Below are 18,335 nucleotides of genomic sequence, written 5' to 3'. Positions count from 1 at the left end.
CACCCTTGCCGTTCAGCTAGCACTTCCCCTTGCCGGGTGTGCAGAGGACTTTCACCCCCAAGTCATCCGGCTCGCCACCACAGCGGGTCGGACAGCGCCAGTCACGGCGCTACGCGCCATGCCTGGCGCACCAAGAAAAACGGGGCGCACCGGCAAGCGCGCCCCGCTGAGACGACCAACACCGACATCAATCGCGCACGCCGCTCTGCTTTTTGAATGCCGCGAGAATGCGTTGCTCGAGCGCGTTGTAATCGCGGCCAAAGTGATGATCGCCGGTCGTGCGGATGACGTCGACGCCGGTCTTGTCGAGCGCCGGACACAGCGTGTCGGTCTCGCTCTCGCCATAGAAGCATTGAACGATCGACGGCGGCACATGCGCCAACTCGGGGCGCACATTCAGCGCCTTGTCGCTCGCGGGCATGCCGAGCCAGCCGCCGACGCGGATCTGGAAATCGGCGTCGGGCGCGAAGCCGAGCAGCGAAATCAGCGACACCTTATCGCGCTGCGCCTGCGGCAGGCGGTTATACGCGAACGGCAGCACGTCGGCGCCGAACGAATAGCCGATCAGCGCGATATGCTGCGCGTGCCAGCGCTCGCCATAGGTTTGCATCACCCGCGCGAGATCGCGGCTCGTTTGCGCGGGCGGCTTCTCGCTCCAGAAATAACGCAGGCTGTCCCAGCCGACCACCGACACGCCATCTTTCTGCAGTGCCTGCGCGATCGTCTTGTCGAGATCGCGCCAGCCGCCATCGCCGGAAATCACGATCGCCATCAAGCCGTTCGGATGCGCGGCCGGCAATTCGATCAGCGGCAGGTCGGACACGTCGTCGGCGCTGATCGAGACCGGCTGCAGATGCGGCGTCAGCAATGCAACGAGACGCGCGCGATCGGCATTGCCCGTGCTCGCCTTTTCGACGAAGCCCGGCACCTTGTCGCGAATCACGGTCGGGTCGGGCGGACACGGTTCGAAGCGCGCGTCGAGCGTGTGATCGGCGTCGACCGACACCGCGCCCGCGATCGTATTGGACGGCGCCTGCTCGAGCACGTGCATCGCGAGCGTCGCGCCCTGCCCCGTACCCGCGACGATCGGCGCGAAGTAGCGGCTCGACTGCGACTGCCGTTCGAGCTGATGGCTGAGCGCCTCGGCATCGCCCACCAGCTGATGACAGGTTTCCTTTTTCGCGGCAAGGTTGGCCGCGTAGTGCGCGGTATCGACGCCGACCGTCATCGCGCCCGCTTTCGCGAGCGCATCGGCGCTCTGCTGATCGGCTGCGCTCCAGCCGCTTGCCTGCGAATACAGCACGACGAAGCCGCGCAGCGGCCCCTCGGGCTGCGTCACGCGCACGTCGCCATAGCGGCCGCCGGGCACGGTGATGGTGGCCGCGTGCGCGAGCGCGCCGCAACTCAGAACGCTCGCCGCGACGGCGAGCCGGAACAACGGATGCAATGTCATGAACGCCGGCCTCCTGCCAGCAGCGACAGGTCCGCGAGCGTGAAGAACACGCCCGAACCGGATGCCGCGAGATAACGCGGCTCCCAGCGCGGCTGGAACTTGCTCTTGAAAGCACGCAGTCCGCGGAAGTTGTAGAAGCGGCCGCCGAAGCGCCACACGATGCCGGCCAGCCGATGCCAGCGCGACGCGAGCGGCGTCGGCTGCACGCCGGAGAGCGGCGCAATGCCGAGACTGAGCGAGCGGAAGCCCGCCTGTTTCAGATGCAGCGCGAGCTGCGTGAACAGATATTCCATCGCATACGGCGACGCGCTTTCGACGTGACGCATCACGCCGACGGTCGCCTCGGTATTCATATCGGTCGTCATGAAGGTCACGAATGCGACCGGCTCGCCGTTCTGGCGCACCAGCATCACCGACTGCGCGGCCAGGTATTCGTCATGGAAAGCCGCGACCGAGAAGCTCTTCTCGCGCGCGTCGCGGCTGTCGAGCCAACCGTCGGAAATGCCGCGCAGCGTTTCGAGCGAGGCCGGCACATGGGCCTGATCGATCACTTCGACGCTAAAGCCGTCGCGCTCGCCGCGCTTGAGCGCATAGCGCAGATGCGCGCGATGCGAGCCCTTCAGATCGAAGTCGTCGAGCACGACGTGCGCTTCCTCGCCGAGCTTCATCAGCGTGAGGCCAGCGTCGAGATACAGCGGCAGCGCATTCGCGCGCACCTGGTAGAACGCGGCGCGACCGCCATGCGCATGCGCGAGCGCGACGAACTTGCTGATGAGACCCGCCCACTCTTCGCGCGGCCCCACCGGATCGTGCAACGCGGCCCACGTGCGGCCGTATTTCGCGTACATCAGGAACGCTTCGCGCGACTCCGAAAACAGGAAGCTCTTGTCGCCCATCAACGCGAGACCGGCATCGCTGCGTTCCTGCGCGCGCACGATGCGCGCGGCGTCGTGCAGATCTTCGGGCGCCGGCTTCACGAAGCGGCCCGGCGCCGGACGCAGCAATTGCCAGAACGAGAAGGTCGCGGCGAACACGCTCGCGGCGAGCGTCGCGCGCAGCGCGCGCGGCGCGCGCTCGTCGAACGCGAATTGCCACCACAGATCGCCCGTGTACGGCACGTCACGGAAAGCGAACAGCATGACCCACGTCGCGAGCATCAGCACCATTGCGACCGACACGAGCCAGCCGGCCGTGAAACGCTCCGCGAACAGCGACGAATGACGGTTGAAGCGCTTGCGCGTCGCGAGCAGCAGCACGATCAGCATGCCGAGCACACCGGCTTCGACGAACGCGAGACCCTTGGTCAGCGACAGCGCGAGGCTCAGCAACGCGAGCGCGAGCGTCATCCACCATGCCGCATCGAGCCGCCGCAGCAGGCCGCGCGCGACGAACAGCAGCAGCACGCCGAGCACGCTGCATAGCATCTGCGAGCTTTCGAGCACCCACAGCGGCACCAGGTCGCGCAGCATATGAATGCGCTGCCAGAACGCCGGCGTCGCGCTCGAAATGACCAGCATGCCGCCGACCACGAACGTGACGAGGCTCAGAAACAGCGGCGCGAGTTCCGACACGCGCTGCGCCTGCAACATCGACAGACGATTCTTCAGCGCGCGCCCCTCGAAACCCGCGAGCAGCGCCGCGGAGACGATCAGCGGCACGCCGAAATAGATCGCGCGATACGCGAGCAGCGCAGCGACCATCTGATGCATCGGCACGCTGCCGCTCAGCGTGAACACCATCGCCGCTTCGAACACGCCGACGCCGCCTGGCGTATGGCCAATCAGGCCGAGCAGCATCGCGGCCGCATAGACGGTGATGAAGCCGAAGAAGCTCACGTTCGCATGCGGCAGCAATGCCCACAACGCGAGGCCCGCGGCGACCACGTCGAGCACCGCCAGCGCAACCTGCGCGAGCAGATCGCGGCGCGCGGGAATATCGAACGAGAGCCACTGCCAGCGCGTGCGGATCGGCCGGGTTTGCCGACGGCACGCGGCCGCGGCGAGCGCCAGCGCGAGCAGCAGCGCAGCGCCGCTCCAGCGCAGCGCGACTGGCGGCAGATGCAGCATCGGCGCGAGCTGGCCCGCCATGCAGACCATGCCCAGCGCGGTCATCAAGACAAGGGCGAGCGCGAGCGACACGCTTGTAAACACCGTCATGCGGCCGATCTGCGCGGGCGTGATGTTCGCGACGCCGTACACGCGCGCGCGCACCGCTCCGCCCGTCAGCGCGCCGAAACCGGTCGCATTGCCGAGCGCCGAACCGGCCGTCGCGCCGACCCACAGCGCCGCGCGCGGCACGCTCACGCCGAGATAGCGCAGGCCGACCGCGTCGCGCCCGACCAACGCGACGTAGCTGAGCGCGGTCGCGCCGAGCGCACCGATCCACTCGCGCGCCGACAGCTGGCGCAGTTCGCGGATCACCGAACGGTAATTCACTGCCTCGGACAGATGCTGCAGCACGACCAGCAGCAACCCGCAAATGACGAGCGCGAGCACGGGCGACAGAAGGCCCCGGCTGCCAAGCGCTTTCGCTGCACGGCCGAGCAGCGCCGGGAGGCGCTCGAAGCTGTGTTGAAGTCGGTGGAACATGGTCAATGCGGGCCTTGCGAGGAGCGGTCGCGGCGACGGGTCGTCACGCGCGGTATCGCCTGTGGCGGCGATTACAAAGTGATAACGGCAAAACGTGCAAAAGGTTGACAGCATTAGCAATTTTGCCGTCGGTTCACTTGCGCGTCGCGTGTCAAAAGCGCGCGATTGTAATGCTTCCTCGCGTGATGCGAGGCATCGGGCCGGCGCAACCGCGGCATCAGGATCACGGCTGGGCGTGCCGTCATCAGGAGCGGAAACACGATATCAGGAAGGGAAACGGCGATGGCAGCCCGGAATTGGCTGACGGCGGGCGTCTATCTGGTGGGACTGGGGAGCCGACTCGCTGAACGTGCTCCGCTTGGCGGGGCCAGAAAGCACAATGCCCGCTACTCGAGCGGGCATTGACACGACAGCAGGGCCTTGCGGGGCCCGCGCGGGAAACTCGCGCTTAGTTCGGGCGACGGTACGCTTCGGCGATCACGGCGCAGTTCTGCAGGTGGAGGTTCAGCGCATGCAGCGCCAGCGCGCGCAGCTTGCCGAAGAACGTGTTGGCAGCGGGGGTGGAACTGACGGCATTCGATGCGGTGTTCATGGCGACTCCTTATCAGGGTTTATACCTACGGAATAACCCGATTATAGCGATCTCGTGCCGCAGCGCAACAAAACAATATTTTTTGGCGACGTCGCGATGCCAACGTCGCGTACCGGATACGGAAAATTCGTAAAGGGGCCGCATCGGTCGTGCAGGTATTAACAATCCGCACCGTACAGGTGCAATAATGCCCCCTTTGCCTGCGACGCTTCGCCGCAGGCTCGCCGATATGACCGTCGCCCAGACCCAAAAAGCTCTGATTGCGCCTCTTATCGTCGCGTGCGCCATGTTCATGGAAAGCGTCGACGCCAACGTGATCGTCACCGCGCTGCCGGCCATGGCACGCGATTTCGGGCGCGATCCGGTCGCGCTGAAGATCGCGGTGACAAGCTACGTGCTCGGGCTCGGCGTGTTCATCCCGGTATGCGGCTGGCTCGCCGACAAGTTCGGCGCGCGCACGGTATTCCGCACCGCGATCGGCGTCTTCGTGACGGGCTCGTTGTTGTGCGCCGCGTCGAACTCGCTTGCCACTTTCACGGTTGCGCGTTTCATCCAGGGCGTCGGCGGCGCGATGATGGTGCCCGTCGGGCGGATCATCATCTTTCGCGTGGTGGAGAAAGCCGACTTCATCCGCGCGATGAATTACCTGAGCGTGCCCGCAATGCTCGGCCCCGCCGCCGGTCCGCTGCTCGGCGGCTTCATCACCACGTATCTGCACTGGCGGCTGATCTTCTTCATCAACGTGCCAATCGGCATTCTCGGCATCTATCTGACCAATCGCTATATCGCCAATACGCGCGAGCCCGACCCCGGCCCGCTCGACTGGATCGGCTTCCTGCTGTCGGCGGCGGGCGCGGTGCTGCTGTTGCTCGGCTTGTCGCTGGTCGGCGGCGAACTGATTTCGAATACGGACGCGTTCGGCATGTGCGCGCTCGGCGCGGCGCTGCTCGCGATCTACGTCGCGTATGCGCAGCGCGTCACACTGCCGCTTCTGGATTTGCGTTTTTTCAAGGTGCCGACTTTCCAGGCGAGCGTGCTCGGCGGCTCGCTATTTCGCATCGGTCTCGGCGCGTTGCCGTTCCTGCTGCCGCTGCTGCTGCAGGAAGGCCACGGCATGAGCGCGTTCCAATCGGGGCTGATCACCTGCGCGTCCGCATTCGGCGGCATGTTCATGCGCACGATCGCCTCCACGGTGCTGCGCCGCTTCGGCTTTCGCCAGGTGCTGGTGTTCAACGCCGCGCTATCGGGCATTTCGATCGCCGCGTGCGGGCTGTTTTTCCCGCACACGCCGACGTGGATCATCTGGGTCGTCGTGTTGCTCGGCGGCTTCTTCCCCGCGTTGCAGTTCACGAGCCTCAATTCGCTGACCTACGCGGAGATCGCGAGCCGCGACGTCGGCCGCGCGACGAGCCTCGGCAGCGTCGTGCAGCAGATGTCGCTCGGCCTCGGCGTGACGGTCGGCGGCATCGTGCTGCAGATTTCGCGCGCGCTGCATGGGCATCCGAGCATCACCTGGTCGGATTTCTGGCCCGCGTTTCTCGTGGTCGGGCTATGCTCGTTCGCGTCGATTCCGGTCACGCTGCGCCTGCCGCGCGGCGCGGGCGCGGAGATTTCGCGAGGCGGGCGCGGCTGAGCCGGCTACCGTGTCCCCGCGCGAGCGCCCCGCTCTTCACGGGTTCGGGCGCTCACGCGCGCTTGCGAATCACGCTCACTTCGCCATTGCGTTCGAGAATCGCGGCGGCCACGTCGTCCATCGAGCGCGAGCCGGTTTTCTGCCGCACGCTTTCCTCGATGTCGGTGCGCGTGACGAGCGCCGCGTGCATTTCGTTCGCGTGGAACTTGCCGTCGCTGAACACCTCGCGCTCGGCGCCGCCCACCAGCAGCTCGAAGCGGCGCGAGCGTATGAACGACCACGCGAGCACCCGGTGACACACGACGATCGCGAACGACGCGACGACGGTCGCGATAAACGGCGACGCACCGACGATCGCGCGGCTCAGCGTCGCGCCGAGCAGAATCACGACGACCGAATCGAACGGCGAGCGCTGCCCGAATGAACGGCGCCCCGATACGCGGATCAGCGCGAGCGCGATCACGAACACGGCGATCGAGCGCATACCCATCTGCAACGGATCGAGCTCCCTGCCTTGGCCGAATAGAACGAAAAACGCGTCCATCATGTTCGTCCTCCCCGCGGCGGATTGCCGTGCGAATGTTCTGGTGTCCGGATAGTTGCGAGCGAGACGAGCCCGCGACGCGTCGTCGTCGCTCAGGCCAGCGCGCCGTCCGTCGCCCACGAGATGAGCGTATCGCCGAAACCGCCGCTCACGCGGGCCACGGTGCGCGCGCTCGTGGTCACGCGCGGCGCGGCGCTCCACGCGATGCGCGCGCCGGTCGCGATCAGGCGATCGACGAGCGCGGCATCCTCGCTGCACTTGAGCGGCGGAAAGCCGCCCGCGCGCCGATAGGCGTCGGCGGAAACGCCGAGATTCGCGCCGTGCACATGCCGATGTCCGTCGGCGTCGACATACGTCTTGCGAAAATATTCGCGCACGCTGTGCGGATGCGCGCTCCAGTCGTCGACGGCGATCGAGCCGCACACCGCATCGGCGCCGAGCGCCAGTTGCGCGGCCAGCCAACCGGGCGACACGCGGCTGTCGGCATCGGTAAACGCCAGCCAGCGCGCGCCGTGCGCGAGCAGAAGCGACGCGCCGAGCGCTCGCGCGATCCCGACGTTGCGCGCCTTCAGCGTCAGCGTCTGCACGCCGTAAGCGCGCGCGATCGCCCCGCTGAAATCGCTGCACGCGTCGAGCGCAACGACGATCCGCACCTCCTCGCCGGCGAGCGCTTCGTGTCGCGACGCTTCGAGCAAGGCCGCGAGGCAGCGTGCGAGCAACGTCTCTTCGTTATGCGCCGGAACGATCACGCCGATCATAGAAGCCCCTCGCGCTGGGCGACCGAACGTGCGTCGCGCGACCACACGTCGATCAGCAAGTCGGCTTCGTCGTGATGCGCGAGACGCGCGAGACCGCAGCGTGCATCGAATAGCGCGTGCGCATGGTCGGCGGATTCGCGCGCTTCGGCGAACGGCCGGCGCCAATGACAGGCGAGCAGCGTGCCGTCCGGCGTCAGCGACCCGGCGATGCGCGCGGCCAGCGTTTCGAGCTCGGCCGCGTCGAGGTAGTACGCGAACTCGCTGATCACGATCAGATCGAACGGCCCGTGCTCCGTCGGCCAGTCGCGCGGCACCCTGCGCTGCTCGATCCGCACGTTCGATGCGCCCGCCACGCGTTCACACGCAAGCTCGACGGCGCGCGCGTGCAGATCGGCGGCGAGCAGCGCGTCGCAGCGCGTCGCGAGCCCGGCCGTCAACTCGCCGTTCGCGCAGCCCGGTTCGAACGCGTTGCGATAGCGCGCCCGCGGCAGCAACGCGAGCGTCAGCGAACGCTTGCGGCGTTCGTACCAGCCTTCGCGCAAACGCCACGGATCGTCGCTGCGTCGGTAGAGTTCATCGAAGTACGGCGCCGTCGAGTTCATCTCAGCGATCCTCCCAAGGCAGGGGGAAAAAGTCATGGCGTCCACGGCGCGAGTGTTTGCGAAGACGCCTGATGCGATGCCGGCGCGGCAGTCGTGTCAGCGGCCTCGACGAGCCGTTCGCCGAGCGCTGCGAGGTCGCGTTCCGCGTGGCTCTGCCGCAGAAACACCGGCAGGTCGGCGAGCGCCCGCGCGAAGCGTGCGTCGCGGCACAACGGGCCCGCGCCGAGCGCGCGTGTCGCGTGCTCGATCACGGCGCTCGCGGCCTGCTCGACGGCCAGACGCGCGCGCAACACGGGCGTCGCTGCATCGGCCGACGGCTGCGCGTCGATCCACGCGGCGGTTTCGCGCAGCAGCGCGGCGGCCGACTGCAAGGCGACATCGGTCGCACCGAGATGAGCGAGCCGATGCGCGTCCGCGTGCCGGGCGCACGCGTCGCGCAGCGTGCGCGCGATTTGCGCGGCCGCGCCGTACCAGCACGCGGCGATACCGGCGCCGCCATGCCAGAAGCCCGCGCGGCGCAGATACGCATGCGGCGCGCCGACGAGCGTCGCCACGGTGTCTTTGAACGTGACGTCCGCGCTCGCGGTCGCCTGCATGCCGACGGCCTGCCACTTCGATGTATCGATCGAGATCGAGCTCTGATCCAGCGCGAGCGCCGCGAGCACGGGCTCGTCGTCGCGCCATGCGCTCACGAGCGCATGGGTGAGCGCCTGCGCGCCGGAGCACCAGGCTTTGGTGCCGGACAGGCGCACCTGCGCGCCCTCGCCGGCAACGGTCCGGATTCCTTCGTCGATGGCGCGCACCCGCGCGTGCGGCGCTTCGGCGGCCCACACGCCCCAGCGGCTTGCCGCGGGCGGCAGCGGACCATTGAGCTCGGCGAGAATCGCGAGCGCATCGGTATGGCCTTCGAACAGTTTGACGAGGCCGAGGTCGCATGCGGCGACGGCGGCCAGCGCGCGCCAGCGCACCAGCGTCTCCCCATGCCCCGGCCATGGCAAGGTCGGCGCGCGATCGTAGCCGCGCTCGATCAGATCAGCGAGCAGTGCTCCGAGGGCAGCGGGATCGTTCGCTTCGAAACGCGCGTCGCGCAGAAAATCGTCGAGCGAGATAGCAGGCTTGCCGGGCTGCGGCGCGCGGGCGCTCGCGCGTAGTGCGCGGCCACCGTGTTGATTTGAGACCTGCCGTGACTGGGCCTTGAAGCTGGCCGCGTGGTCGCGCGTGTCGAGCATCGTGCCTCCCTGCACCGGTTAGATCCACGGCCCGCCGGGCGGCGGCGGACTGGGACGTATGCAGAGTCGCAGCAAACACCGTGCCCCGGCTGGCGAGGCAGCCGCGCAGCGAACCAGCGGCTATTTCCCGCCGCTTCCGCTCAGACGTCCATCCGCCTTCACGAGCAACGCGTCGAGGACCGCCATCTCGACCGGCTTCACGAGGTGCGCATGGAAACCCGCGTGGCGAGTTCGATCGAGATCGCTCGCATGGCCGAAACCCGTCATCGCCGCGTACATCGTGCGCGACATCTCGGGCCGCGCGCGCATCGCCGCGAGCGTCGCATAGCCATCCATCTTCGGCATCGCGAGGTCGATCAGCGCGAGATGCGGCGAGAAGCGTGGCGAGATCTGCAGCGCCTGCTCGCCCTCGTAGGCGATACGCACCTCGTGGCCCTTCAGTTCGAGCAGCATCGCGAGGCTGTCGGCCGAATCGCGATTGTCGTCGACGAGGAGAATGCGCAGCGGCTGCACGTGGGGCGCGGCATCGATCGTGCCGCTCTCCGCGGTGTCGGACTGCGCGGAAGCGAGTGGCAGACTCAGCGTGAACGTGCTGCCGAGTCCCAGTCCTTCGCTGCTCGCGACGATGCTGCCACCATGCATTTCGACGAGCGACTTGCACAGCGTCAGGCCGATCCCAAGGCCGCCCTCGCCGAAATTTTGCCCTTCCTTCTCCTGCGCGAACAGTTCGAAGATCTTGTCGAGCGAGCGCACCGGAATGCCGCAGCCGGGGTCGCGCACTTCGAGCACCGCCATACGGAAGTCCACACGTCCCTGCATCTCGATCGCGCTGCCGTTCGGCGAAAACTTCGACGCGTTGTGCAGGAGGTTTTGCAGGACCTGCACGAGCCTCGTCATGTCGCCGCGAATCATCACGGGAGCGTCGGGTACATGCGCGACCACGCGCTGCTCGCGCGAGTCGGTGAACGGCCGCGCCGCTTCGATCGCGCGCGCGACGAGCTCGGCGAGATCGACGCGCGCAATACGCAGTTCGACCTTGTCGGACATGATGCGGCCGATATCGAGCAGATCGTCGACGAGTCGCGTCAGGTGGGTGACCTGGCGATCAATCAGATCGCGCGCCCGCGCGACCACCGGGCTCAGATCGGTTTCCATCTGCATCGTGCCGACCGCGTTGCGCACCGGCGCGAGCGGATTGCGCAGTTCGTGCGCGAGCGTCGCGAGAAATTCGCGCATGCGCTCCCCGGAGCGCTCCAGTTCCTCGCGCCGGCGCCGCTCGGTCAAATCGCGCGTGACCTTGGCGAAGCCGCGCAAGCGTCGCGATTCGTCATAGACGGCCGTGATGATCACGTTGGCCCAGAACGTCGAACCGTCCTTACGCATGCGCCAGCCTTCGTCTTCGACGGCGCCGATCTGGCGCGCGATCGCCAGCTCGCGCGCGGGCTTGCCGGCCGCGGCCTCCTCGGGCACATAGAACTGCGAGAAGTGCCGGCCGACGATTTCGTCGTGCGTATAGCCCTTGATGCGCGCGGCGCCCGAATTCCAACTGACGACGAAGCCTTGCGGATCGAGCATGAAGATCGCGTAGTCCTTCACGCTATCGACGAGCAGACGGAAGCGCTCCTCGCTCTGGCGCAGCGCTTCGAGGTATTCGCGCTGCGCGGTCAGGTCGCGCGTGATCTTCGCGAAGCCCGTGACCGCGCCCTTCTCGTTGCGGATCGCGGTGATCACGACGTTCGCCCAGAACGTCGTGCCGTCCTTGCGCACGCGCCAGCCTTCGTCTTCGAAACGGCCGGTCAGCGCAGCCTGTTCCAGCTCGTAGGTCGGCCAGCCGCGCGCGACGGCTTCCTCGGTATAGAAGCGCGAGAAATGCTGGCCGACGATCTCGCTTTCCGTGTAGCCCTTCAGCTTCTGCGCGCCGACATTCCAGCTGACGATGTTGCCTTTCGCATCGAGCAGAAAGATCGCGTAGTCCGAAATCGCCTGCACGAGCGACAAATAATCGACGCCGACGGGCGCTGACGGCGCGGCGTCGGCCTGCACTCGAGCGGGCTCGCCGTAGTCGCGGGAAGAAGAAACATCGAGCTGGGTCATGGCGGACACGTCATTAGAACTTTCGTTTTGAGCAAACCTCGCGCCTGGCCGGCGGCGAAGCCGTCGCGCAAGCGCTTGCGCGGTCCACGGAGGGGCCGGGATGCGTCGCCAAGGGCGCGCGCGCGCCGGCTGACAAGGCGCCAAGCTTATAACGGCGAGCCTCGCGATAGCTAGCGGGTCATGACGGAAAACGTCGCCGCGCTGCGGTTTCGGCTTTCCGTTTTGCCCTTCGTTGGCAAAAACAGGCGTGTCAATTGAAAAAGGTATTCACGACGCGGCGGGCTGCGCGATCGGCCGCTGAGAATCGGCACACGTCGCCAATCGAAACTGCTGCTGCGCTGGCGCGCCCGTCAAGCCGCCGCGCCGATCTTTTCCGCGAGCTTCGCGTCGTAGCTCGAATGGACATGCACGCGTTTCCTGTCGGGATACGCGTACGCGTACGCCTTGCGCAGCGCGAGCGACGCCTCGTGAAAGCCCGACAGGATCAGCTTCTGCTTGTTCGGATAGTTCGCGATGTCGCCGGCGGCGAAGATGCCCGGCCGCGAGCTTTCGTAGTTCGAAGTATCAACGTCGACGCGCCCGCCATGAAGCGTCAGTCCCCACTGCGCGATCGGTCCGAGATCGGCGACGAGTCCATACAGCGCGATCAGATGTTCGGCTTCGAGCTGTGTCTCGCCGTTGACCTGCCGCAGCGTCAGCGAACGCAGCGTGCCGTCTTCCACATCGAGCGCCGCGATCCCGCCGACGACGAAGTCCATCTCGCCAGCGTCGACCGCGCGCCGCATCAGCTCGACGCTCGAATCGGCCGCGCTGAAGCCGGCGCGCCGATGCACGAGGGTCACGCGCCGCGCGACCTTGCGTAGTGCCAGCGCCCAGTCGAGCGCCGAATCGCCGCCGCCCGCGACGACCACGTTTTTGTCGGCGAAATCGGCGAGGCGCGGCACGCTGTAGTGCACGTAGCGCTTTTCCAGCGGCACGGCCTCGGGGAGCGGGAGCTTTTGCGGGACGAACGCGCCGTTACCGGCGGCGAGCAGGATCGCCGCGACGTCGAACACGAGGCCGCGCTGCGTGCGCACGGTCCAGCGTCCGTCGTCGCGCTGCTCGACCGTGTCGACGCGCTGTTCCAGATGAATCGGCACATCGAACGGCTTGCATTGCGCGACCAGTCGCTCGACCAGTTCGCGCGCGGTGCACGACGCAATCGCGGGGATATCGTAGATCGGCTTGTCGGGATACAGCTCGATGCATTGGCCGCCGACCCGTCCGAGTATGTCGACGATCTGACAGGTGAGGCCGATCACGCCGGCCTCGAATGCCGCGAACAGAGCCACGGGACCGGCGCCGACGATCAGGACATCGGTGCGGATCGGCGAGGTGGGCACAGCGGACGGATCGGTGGCAACGGTCATGGGGCAGGTCTCCGGATCACGGTGAAAGGCGCAATGGAAGCGTCGATGACCCACCATACCGAATCGGCCCGCACGCGGCAACGATGCCATCGTCGACGGTAAGGGTGCTGGGCGTGCCCGCTCAACGCCCGAAAGTGGCTACCTGAAAATACCTGGAATCGGCCATTCTTATGATCCAAACGACGGACTAAGCTAACACCTGTCCGATGCATCGCATCGTCCAACCCGCCCAGGAGCCCATCATGGAACAACGTCTCGACTTCTACAAAGCCAATCCCGCCGCGATCAAATCGCTGCTCGGCGTCGAAGAGCGCATCGGCAAATCGTCGCTCGAAAAATCGCTGACCGAACTGGTGCGCTTGCGCGCGTCGCAGATCAACGGCTGCGCGTATTGCGTCGATATGCATACGGCGGACGCGCGCAAGGGCGGCGAAACCGAGCGGCGTCTCGCGACCGTCGTCGTGTGGCGCGAAACGCCGTTCTTCACGGACCGCGAACGCGCGGCGCTCGAGTGGACCGAAGCGCTCACGCTGGTGTCCCACGATCATGTGCCCGACGCGGTATGGCAGGCAGTGCGGCCGCGTTTCAGCGACGAGGAACTGGTCGACCTGACGCTGCTCGTCTCGGCGATCAATGCATGGAACCGCTTCGCGATCTCGTTCCGGAAGATGCCGGCCTGAGCGGCGGCATAACGGCAGCATGAGGCGACGCACTGCCCGCCTCACTCCCCGATCCACGACCCACGCAGATCGCTGTCATGCAGCAACTGCAGCAGCGTGCCCGCCGGGCGACTCAAGCGCTTCGCCGCCAGCGCGATGAATTCCACCGACGGCAGCGTCGGCAGTCCGGCCGCATTCAACGGCGGCGCGAGGCCGCGCGCGGCCAGATACTGCGGCCGCACGGTGACGCCGAGTCCGCCGCGCGCGGCCGCGATACAGCCGGAATGACTGCTGCTCGTGCAGACGATCTGCCAGCTCGCGCCGGCTTCGGCGAGCGCATCGAGCACGACCGCGCGCGTCACGCTCGGCTCGGCGACCAGAATCAGCGGCAGCGGCTGACCCAGATCGACGAGCGTGCCGGTCCGCGCGAGCCATTCGAGACGCCCGGTGAAAAGCGCCACGCCGCGCCGGTCACCGAGCCGGCGCTTGCCGACCAGCAGATCGATCGCGCCCGCGTCGAGCAACTCGTAGAGCCTGCCCGTCATACCGATCGTGATTTCCAGTTCGACGTCGGGATGCGCGTTGCGAAACGCCGCGAGCACGGTGGGGAGCGGGCCGAGCGCGATGTCGTCCGACGAGCCGAGCCGCACGCGCCCCTTCAGACGCGGCGCGCGAAACTGCGATTCCGCGCGCGACAGCGCATGCAGGATCACGCTCGCATGCGCGAGCATCGCTTCGCCGTCGGGTGTCATCGCGAGCGAATGGGTGTCGCGCAGGAACAGGCGCCGGCCCACGCTCTGTTCGAGGCGCCGGATATGTTCGCTGACGCTCGACTGCGTCAGGTCGAGCCGCCGCCCCGCTTCGGTGAAGCTATGGCAAGCCGCGACGGTCGAGAAGGTCTTGAGCCAGATTGGATTGAGCATGCGTGATTGTCGCGCTGCTTATCGGCATTGTCGATAACAGTCAGCGGGCTTAGTGGGGTTCCCGATTGACGAGGATGTCAATAAGATGACGGAATTCCGCCTGGCCCCGCTCTGGCGGCGCTTTGCCGCCGCCGCGCCCACTGTCGAAAACATGACCAAGGATTCCTCTCAAACCGCCCTACTATGGATCGTCGCCGCCGGCTTCTTCATGCAGTCGCTCGACACGACGATCGTCAACACCGCGCTGCCGTCGATCGCGAACAGCCTGCGCGTCGCGCCGCTCGCGATGCAACCGGTCGTCGTCGCCTACACGCTGACGATGGCGATGCTGACGCCCGCCTCCGGCTGGCTTGCCGACCGCTTCGGCACCCGCCGCGTCTATTTCGCCGCCATTCTCGTGTTCGTGCTCGGCTCGATCTGCTGCTCGAGCGCGCACACGCTCGGCCAGCTCGTGATGGCGCGCGTGCTGCAAGGCCTCGGCGGCTCGATGCTGCTGCCGATCGGACGCCTCGCGGTGCTGCGCAGCGTGTCGGGCGAGCAATACGTGTCGGCGCTCGCGTTCATATCGATCGCGGGGCAGCTCGGCCCGATCGCCGGGCCAACGCTCGGCGGCTGGTTCGTGCAGGCGATCACGTGGCACTGGATCTTTCTGATCAACGTGCCGATCGGCGCGCTCGGTCTGTACGCGGTGCACCGCTTTCTGCCCTCGCATGACGAGGCGCAGGCGCCGCCGTTCGATGTGATCGGCTGCGCCCTGCTGTCGTCGTGCATGATCGCGTTTTCGCTCGCGATCGACGCGCCGGTCCCCTCGCATCGCGCGGCGTGGTCGGCGGGGCTGTTTGCATTGGCCGTCGCCAGCGCGCTCGCCTACATTCCGTACGCCAGAAACCGCCGCGATCCGCTGTTCAAGCTGTCGCTGTTCGGCGAGCCGAACTTCAGCGTCGGCCTGATCGGCAACCTCGTATGCCGGGTCGGTTCGAGCGCGGTGCCGTTCCTCGTGCCGCTGCTGCTGCAATTGCAGCTCGGCTACTCGCCGCTGCACTCGGGTCTGATGATGCTGCCCGCGGCACTCGCCGGCACGCTCGCGAAACGCTGGATCGCGCCGCTCGTGCGCCGCTACGGCTACGACACCTTCCTGCTCGTCAACACGGTCATCGTCGGCTCGGCGATCGTCGCATTCTCGCTGATTTCGCTCGGCACACCGCTCGTGATCGAAATCGCGATCCTCGCGGTGTTCGGCGCGGCCAACTCGATGCAGTTCGCGGCGATGAACAGTGTCACGCTGAAGGACCTGTCGCACGAAGACGCCGGCATGGGCAATAGCCTGTTCTCGATGGTGCAGATGCTTGCGATCGGGCTTGGCGTGTCGATCGGCGGCGGGCTCGTCAATCTGTTCGCGGCGCAATGGTCGGCGGCGCTCGGCTTCCGGCTCGCATTCGTTTGCGTCGGCGCGATCACGCTCGTGTCCGCGTGGATCTTCCGCCGCCTCGACGACCCGTCGGGCACGCGCGTGATTCGCGGCCAGGCTGCGCCGAGCGCGGCGCGTTGAGACCCGACGCGTTTCATCGCGTGCCAGCGCATGCATTCGAAAGGTCTTGGCGTTAGCATGTCGGGCATCCATGGCTACCAGGCAGGGAGCCCCGATGCCATTTGATGAGCGCGTGCTGAACGGCATGGGCGTCCTGACTGCGATCGTCGATTGCGGCAGTTTCGCGGCCGCCGGTGAAGCGCTCGACATGTCGCAATCGGGCGTAAGCCGCTCGGTCGCCCGGCTCGAAGCACGCCTCGGCATTCGTCTGTTCGACCGCACCACGCGCTCGGTCACGCTGACCGACGAAGGCCGGCGTTTCTACGAGCAGATCGTGCCGCTGCTCGGCGGACTCGAGGAAGCCGCCGCCTCCGCCGCGCACGGCGCAACCGCGGTGCGGGGCCGTCTGCGCGTCAACATGGACCCGTTCTTTTCGCGGCTCGTGCTCGGGCCGCGCCTCGGCGGCTTCATCGACAAACATCCGGACCTGCAGCTCGAACTCGTCACGCGCGACCAGTTGGGTGACATGGTCGGGGACGGCTTCGATGTCGCGATCCGCTTCGGCGACCCGCCGGTGTCGACGCTCGTCGCCCGCAAGCTGCTCGATACGCGCATCCTGACCGTCGCGGCGCCGTCGTATCTGAAGAAGCATGGCAAGCCGGCGAATCCGGGCGAGCTCGAAGACGGCCGGCATATCTGCATCAAGTTTCGCGATCCGCTCACCGGTTATCCGTTCAGTTGGGAATTCCATCGCGGCCGCAAGCAGCTCGCGCTGACGCCGCAGGGGCGGCTGACCGTCAACGACGTCGGCACGCTGCATAGCGTATGCATCGCGGGCCAGGGCATCGCGCAGATTCTCGCGCTCGGCGCGGAGTCGCTGCTTACGAGCGGCAAGCTGATCGAGCTCTTTCCGGATTGGGGCGACGAGGTGTACCCGCTGTATGCGCTGTATCCGTCACGGCACCATCCGCCGGCCAAGGTGCGCGTGTTTCTCGACTTCATTATGTCGCTGACGGGCGGCAGGCCGCGCCACGCGGTTGCCTGAGCGCGGAACGTCTGTTTGCTCCCGCCCGGGTCCGCCTCTTGCTGCCGGAGGTTTGTCTTCCCTCCAGGAGAGCAGCGATGAGCAAAACGACGGAAAAATCCCCAGGCGAAGCAAAAAGCGCGGCCGACAACGAATCGAAAAGCGAGGCCAGCGCCCAGACCGAGGATTTCGCGCATCCGCACCGCGCCGTGCATAGCGACAACGCGAAGAGCAAGATGCCCGCGCGCCACGACGAAGGTCACAAGCAGTCTCCGGCGGACCGTCCGGGCAAAAAGCCCGGCGAGGGCGAACCGTCAGTCGGTTGAAAAAATAGAACCCTATATCAGAGCGGCCCTGGCTGCGTCGCGCACTCGGGCCGCATCACTTTTCCCTTCCAGCACCTTTCTGTAAGCAAACATTTCCTCCTCATTTTTACCGAATATTTTTTTGACGCCTTGGACTATTTTGCTGCTTGCAGCAAGGTGTGCGCCCTGCGAACCGGCTGCCGCTTTCCGCCGTTTTTTGCCGCTTCCGCTCGATAAAAGGCGTCATCATGTCCAACGCGTCAAGTTCTCCCCTCGCCCGTGCGGCGCTCGCCCATGTGTCCATCTGCGTGCCCACCTGCAATCGTCCCGACCTGCTGATCGAATGCGTCGACTCGTGCCTCGCGCAAAGCTATCCGCATGTCGAAATCGTGATTGGCGACGATTCGACGGACGCGCGCTCGCGGCAACTGATCTTGCAGCGCTACCGCGACGAGCCGCGCGTGCGCTACGAGAAGCACGAGCCGCCGCTTGGCCAGGCGCGCAATGTGTCGAGCCTGTTCGAGCGGGCGCGCGGCGACAAGATCCTGCTGATCCACGACGACGATCTGCTGACGAGCGACGCCGTCGACAAACTCGTGTCGTTATGGCAGCGCTATCCGCAGCTCGATGCGGCATTCGGTGCGCAATACGAAGCGGATCACGACGGCGCGATCGATCTCGCCGCGAGCGCGCGGCTGAACGAGGCGTTCCGGCGCACTCAGGCCCGCGAGGGTCTCCAGCCGCTCGCGGGCCGCACCGGCCTGATCCAGATGTTTCCGAACAATGGCTGGATGGCCGACGCGCGGCTCGTCAAGCGGGTCGGCTACGACGCGCGGTATGGCGTCTGCTGCGACTACGTGTTCGGCACCGAGCTATGCCCATAGCGTTATACACATCTCGCTGCGGCAGCCGCCCGCGCCAGCAAGCCGTTTACATTCAATGACTTGAAAGCCGTGCTTGTAAACTTTGGCCGGATCGCGTCTACTCTCGTAAT

General features: G+C 66.5%; 15 protein-coding genes and 1 pseudogene. 6 read left to right on the top strand and 10 right to left on the bottom strand.

Annotated elements, in window-relative coordinates; all coding sequences use genetic code 11:
• Nucleotides 1-187 precede the first annotated feature (187 nt).
• The 3 genes from HWY30_RS38055 to HWY30_RS38045 all read right to left on the bottom strand — a co-directional run bounded on the left by HWY30_RS38055 (nt 188) and on the right by HWY30_RS38045 (nt 4,633).
• A complete protein-coding gene (locus HWY30_RS38055) occupies nt 188-1,453 on the bottom strand; it encodes a virulence factor family protein (protein WP_090805257.1) in 1,266 nt (421 codons plus the stop codon).
• Entirely contained in the window at nt 1,450-4,041 is a 2,592-nt protein-coding gene (mprF, locus tag HWY30_RS38050; protein ID WP_090805259.1) for a bifunctional lysylphosphatidylglycerol flippase/synthetase MprF, read from the bottom strand. Before mprF ends, HWY30_RS38055 begins: the two co-directional genes overlap by 4 nt.
• Before the next feature lie 448 nt (nt 4,042-4,489).
• Nucleotides 4,490-4,633, bottom strand: coding sequence for a hypothetical protein (locus tag HWY30_RS38045; protein WP_167368656.1), 144 nt, complete (start codon nt 4,631-4,633; stop codon nt 4,490-4,492).
• Between the two features lie 229 nt (nt 4,634-4,862).
• Here HWY30_RS38045 and HWY30_RS38040 point away from each other — a divergent pair, with 229 nt between their 5' ends.
• Nucleotides 4,863-6,266, top strand: coding sequence for an MFS transporter (locus HWY30_RS38040; protein ID WP_090805260.1), 1,404 nt, complete (start codon nt 4,863-4,865; stop codon nt 6,264-6,266).
• A 52-nt stretch (nt 6,267-6,318) separates the two neighbouring features.
• Here the strand turns inward: HWY30_RS38040 and HWY30_RS38035 are convergent, their stop codons facing one another.
• The 6 genes from HWY30_RS38035 to HWY30_RS38010 form a co-directional block, all read right to left on the bottom strand.
• Nucleotides 6,319-6,813, bottom strand: a complete 495-nt coding sequence (locus HWY30_RS38035; protein WP_090805813.1) for a DUF421 domain-containing protein — start codon at nt 6,811-6,813, stop codon at nt 6,319-6,321.
• 89 nt (nt 6,814-6,902) lie between these two features.
• On the bottom strand, nt 6,903-7,568 hold the full coding sequence (locus HWY30_RS38030) for a glycosyltransferase family 2 protein (protein WP_090805262.1): 666 nt from the start codon (nt 7,566-7,568) through the stop codon (nt 6,903-6,905).
• Nucleotides 7,565-8,170, bottom strand: coding sequence for an SAM-dependent methyltransferase (locus tag HWY30_RS38025; protein ID WP_090805264.1), 606 nt, complete (start codon nt 8,168-8,170; stop codon nt 7,565-7,567). Before HWY30_RS38025 ends, HWY30_RS38030 begins: the two co-directional genes overlap by 4 nt.
• Before the next feature lie 32 nt (nt 8,171-8,202).
• Nucleotides 8,203-9,399 carry an acyl-CoA dehydrogenase family protein gene (locus HWY30_RS38020; RefSeq protein WP_090805265.1) on the bottom strand — a complete coding sequence of 399 codons (1,197 nt, stop codon included), beginning with the start codon at nt 9,397-9,399 and terminating at the stop codon, nt 8,203-8,205.
• Between the two features lie 120 nt (nt 9,400-9,519).
• Nucleotides 9,520-11,493, bottom strand: a complete 1,974-nt coding sequence (locus HWY30_RS38015) for a PAS domain-containing hybrid sensor histidine kinase/response regulator (RefSeq protein ID WP_090805267.1) — start codon at nt 11,491-11,493, stop codon at nt 9,520-9,522.
• A 350-nt stretch (nt 11,494-11,843) separates the two neighbouring features.
• Nucleotides 11,844-12,902, bottom strand: a complete 1,059-nt coding sequence (locus HWY30_RS38010; RefSeq protein WP_090805268.1) for an NAD(P)/FAD-dependent oxidoreductase — start codon at nt 12,900-12,902, stop codon at nt 11,844-11,846.
• A 242-nt stretch (nt 12,903-13,144) separates the two neighbouring features.
• Between HWY30_RS38010 and HWY30_RS38005 the strand changes: the two genes are divergently transcribed.
• Nucleotides 13,145-13,582, top strand: coding sequence for a carboxymuconolactone decarboxylase family protein (locus HWY30_RS38005; protein ID WP_090805270.1), 438 nt, complete (start codon nt 13,145-13,147; stop codon nt 13,580-13,582).
• Nucleotides 13,583-13,623: 41 nt separating this feature from the next.
• On the opposite strand, the gene HWY30_RS38000 is transcribed toward HWY30_RS38005, so the two are convergent.
• Nucleotides 13,624-14,484 carry a LysR family transcriptional regulator gene (locus tag HWY30_RS38000; protein WP_090805274.1) on the bottom strand — a complete coding sequence of 287 codons (861 nt, stop codon included), beginning with the start codon at nt 14,482-14,484 and terminating at the stop codon, nt 13,624-13,626.
• A gap of 151 nt (nt 14,485-14,635) precedes the next feature.
• Between HWY30_RS38000 and HWY30_RS37995 the strand changes: the two genes are divergently transcribed.
• The 4 genes and pseudogenes from HWY30_RS37995 to HWY30_RS37980 form a co-directional block, all read left to right on the top strand.
• Entirely contained in the window at nt 14,636-16,033 is a 1,398-nt protein-coding gene (locus HWY30_RS37995) for a DHA2 family efflux MFS transporter permease subunit (RefSeq protein WP_090805815.1), read from the top strand.
• 94 nt (nt 16,034-16,127) lie between these two features.
• Complete coding sequence (locus HWY30_RS37990; protein WP_090805275.1) at nt 16,128-17,057, top strand: LysR family transcriptional regulator; 930 nt, start codon at nt 16,128-16,130, stop codon at nt 17,055-17,057.
• 77 nt (nt 17,058-17,134) lie between these two features.
• Nucleotides 17,135-17,362, top strand: a complete 228-nt coding sequence (locus tag HWY30_RS37985; RefSeq protein ID WP_090805277.1) for a hypothetical protein — start codon at nt 17,135-17,137, stop codon at nt 17,360-17,362.
• Nucleotides 17,363-17,589: 227 nt separating this feature from the next.
• Nucleotides 17,590-18,219: pseudogene (locus tag HWY30_RS37980) on the top strand (glycosyltransferase family 2 protein); the annotation flags it as partial.
• Nucleotides 18,220-18,335 lie beyond the last annotated feature (116 nt).

Origin of the sequence: Paraburkholderia tuberum STM678, from assembly GCF_902833905.1 — a bacterium.
In the GTDB taxonomy this organism is placed as follows: domain Bacteria; phylum Pseudomonadota; class Gammaproteobacteria; order Burkholderiales; family Burkholderiaceae; genus Paraburkholderia; species Paraburkholderia tuberum.
Note: the sequence above shows the minus strand (reverse complement) of the source record. Positions and strands in the feature narration are given on the sequence as shown.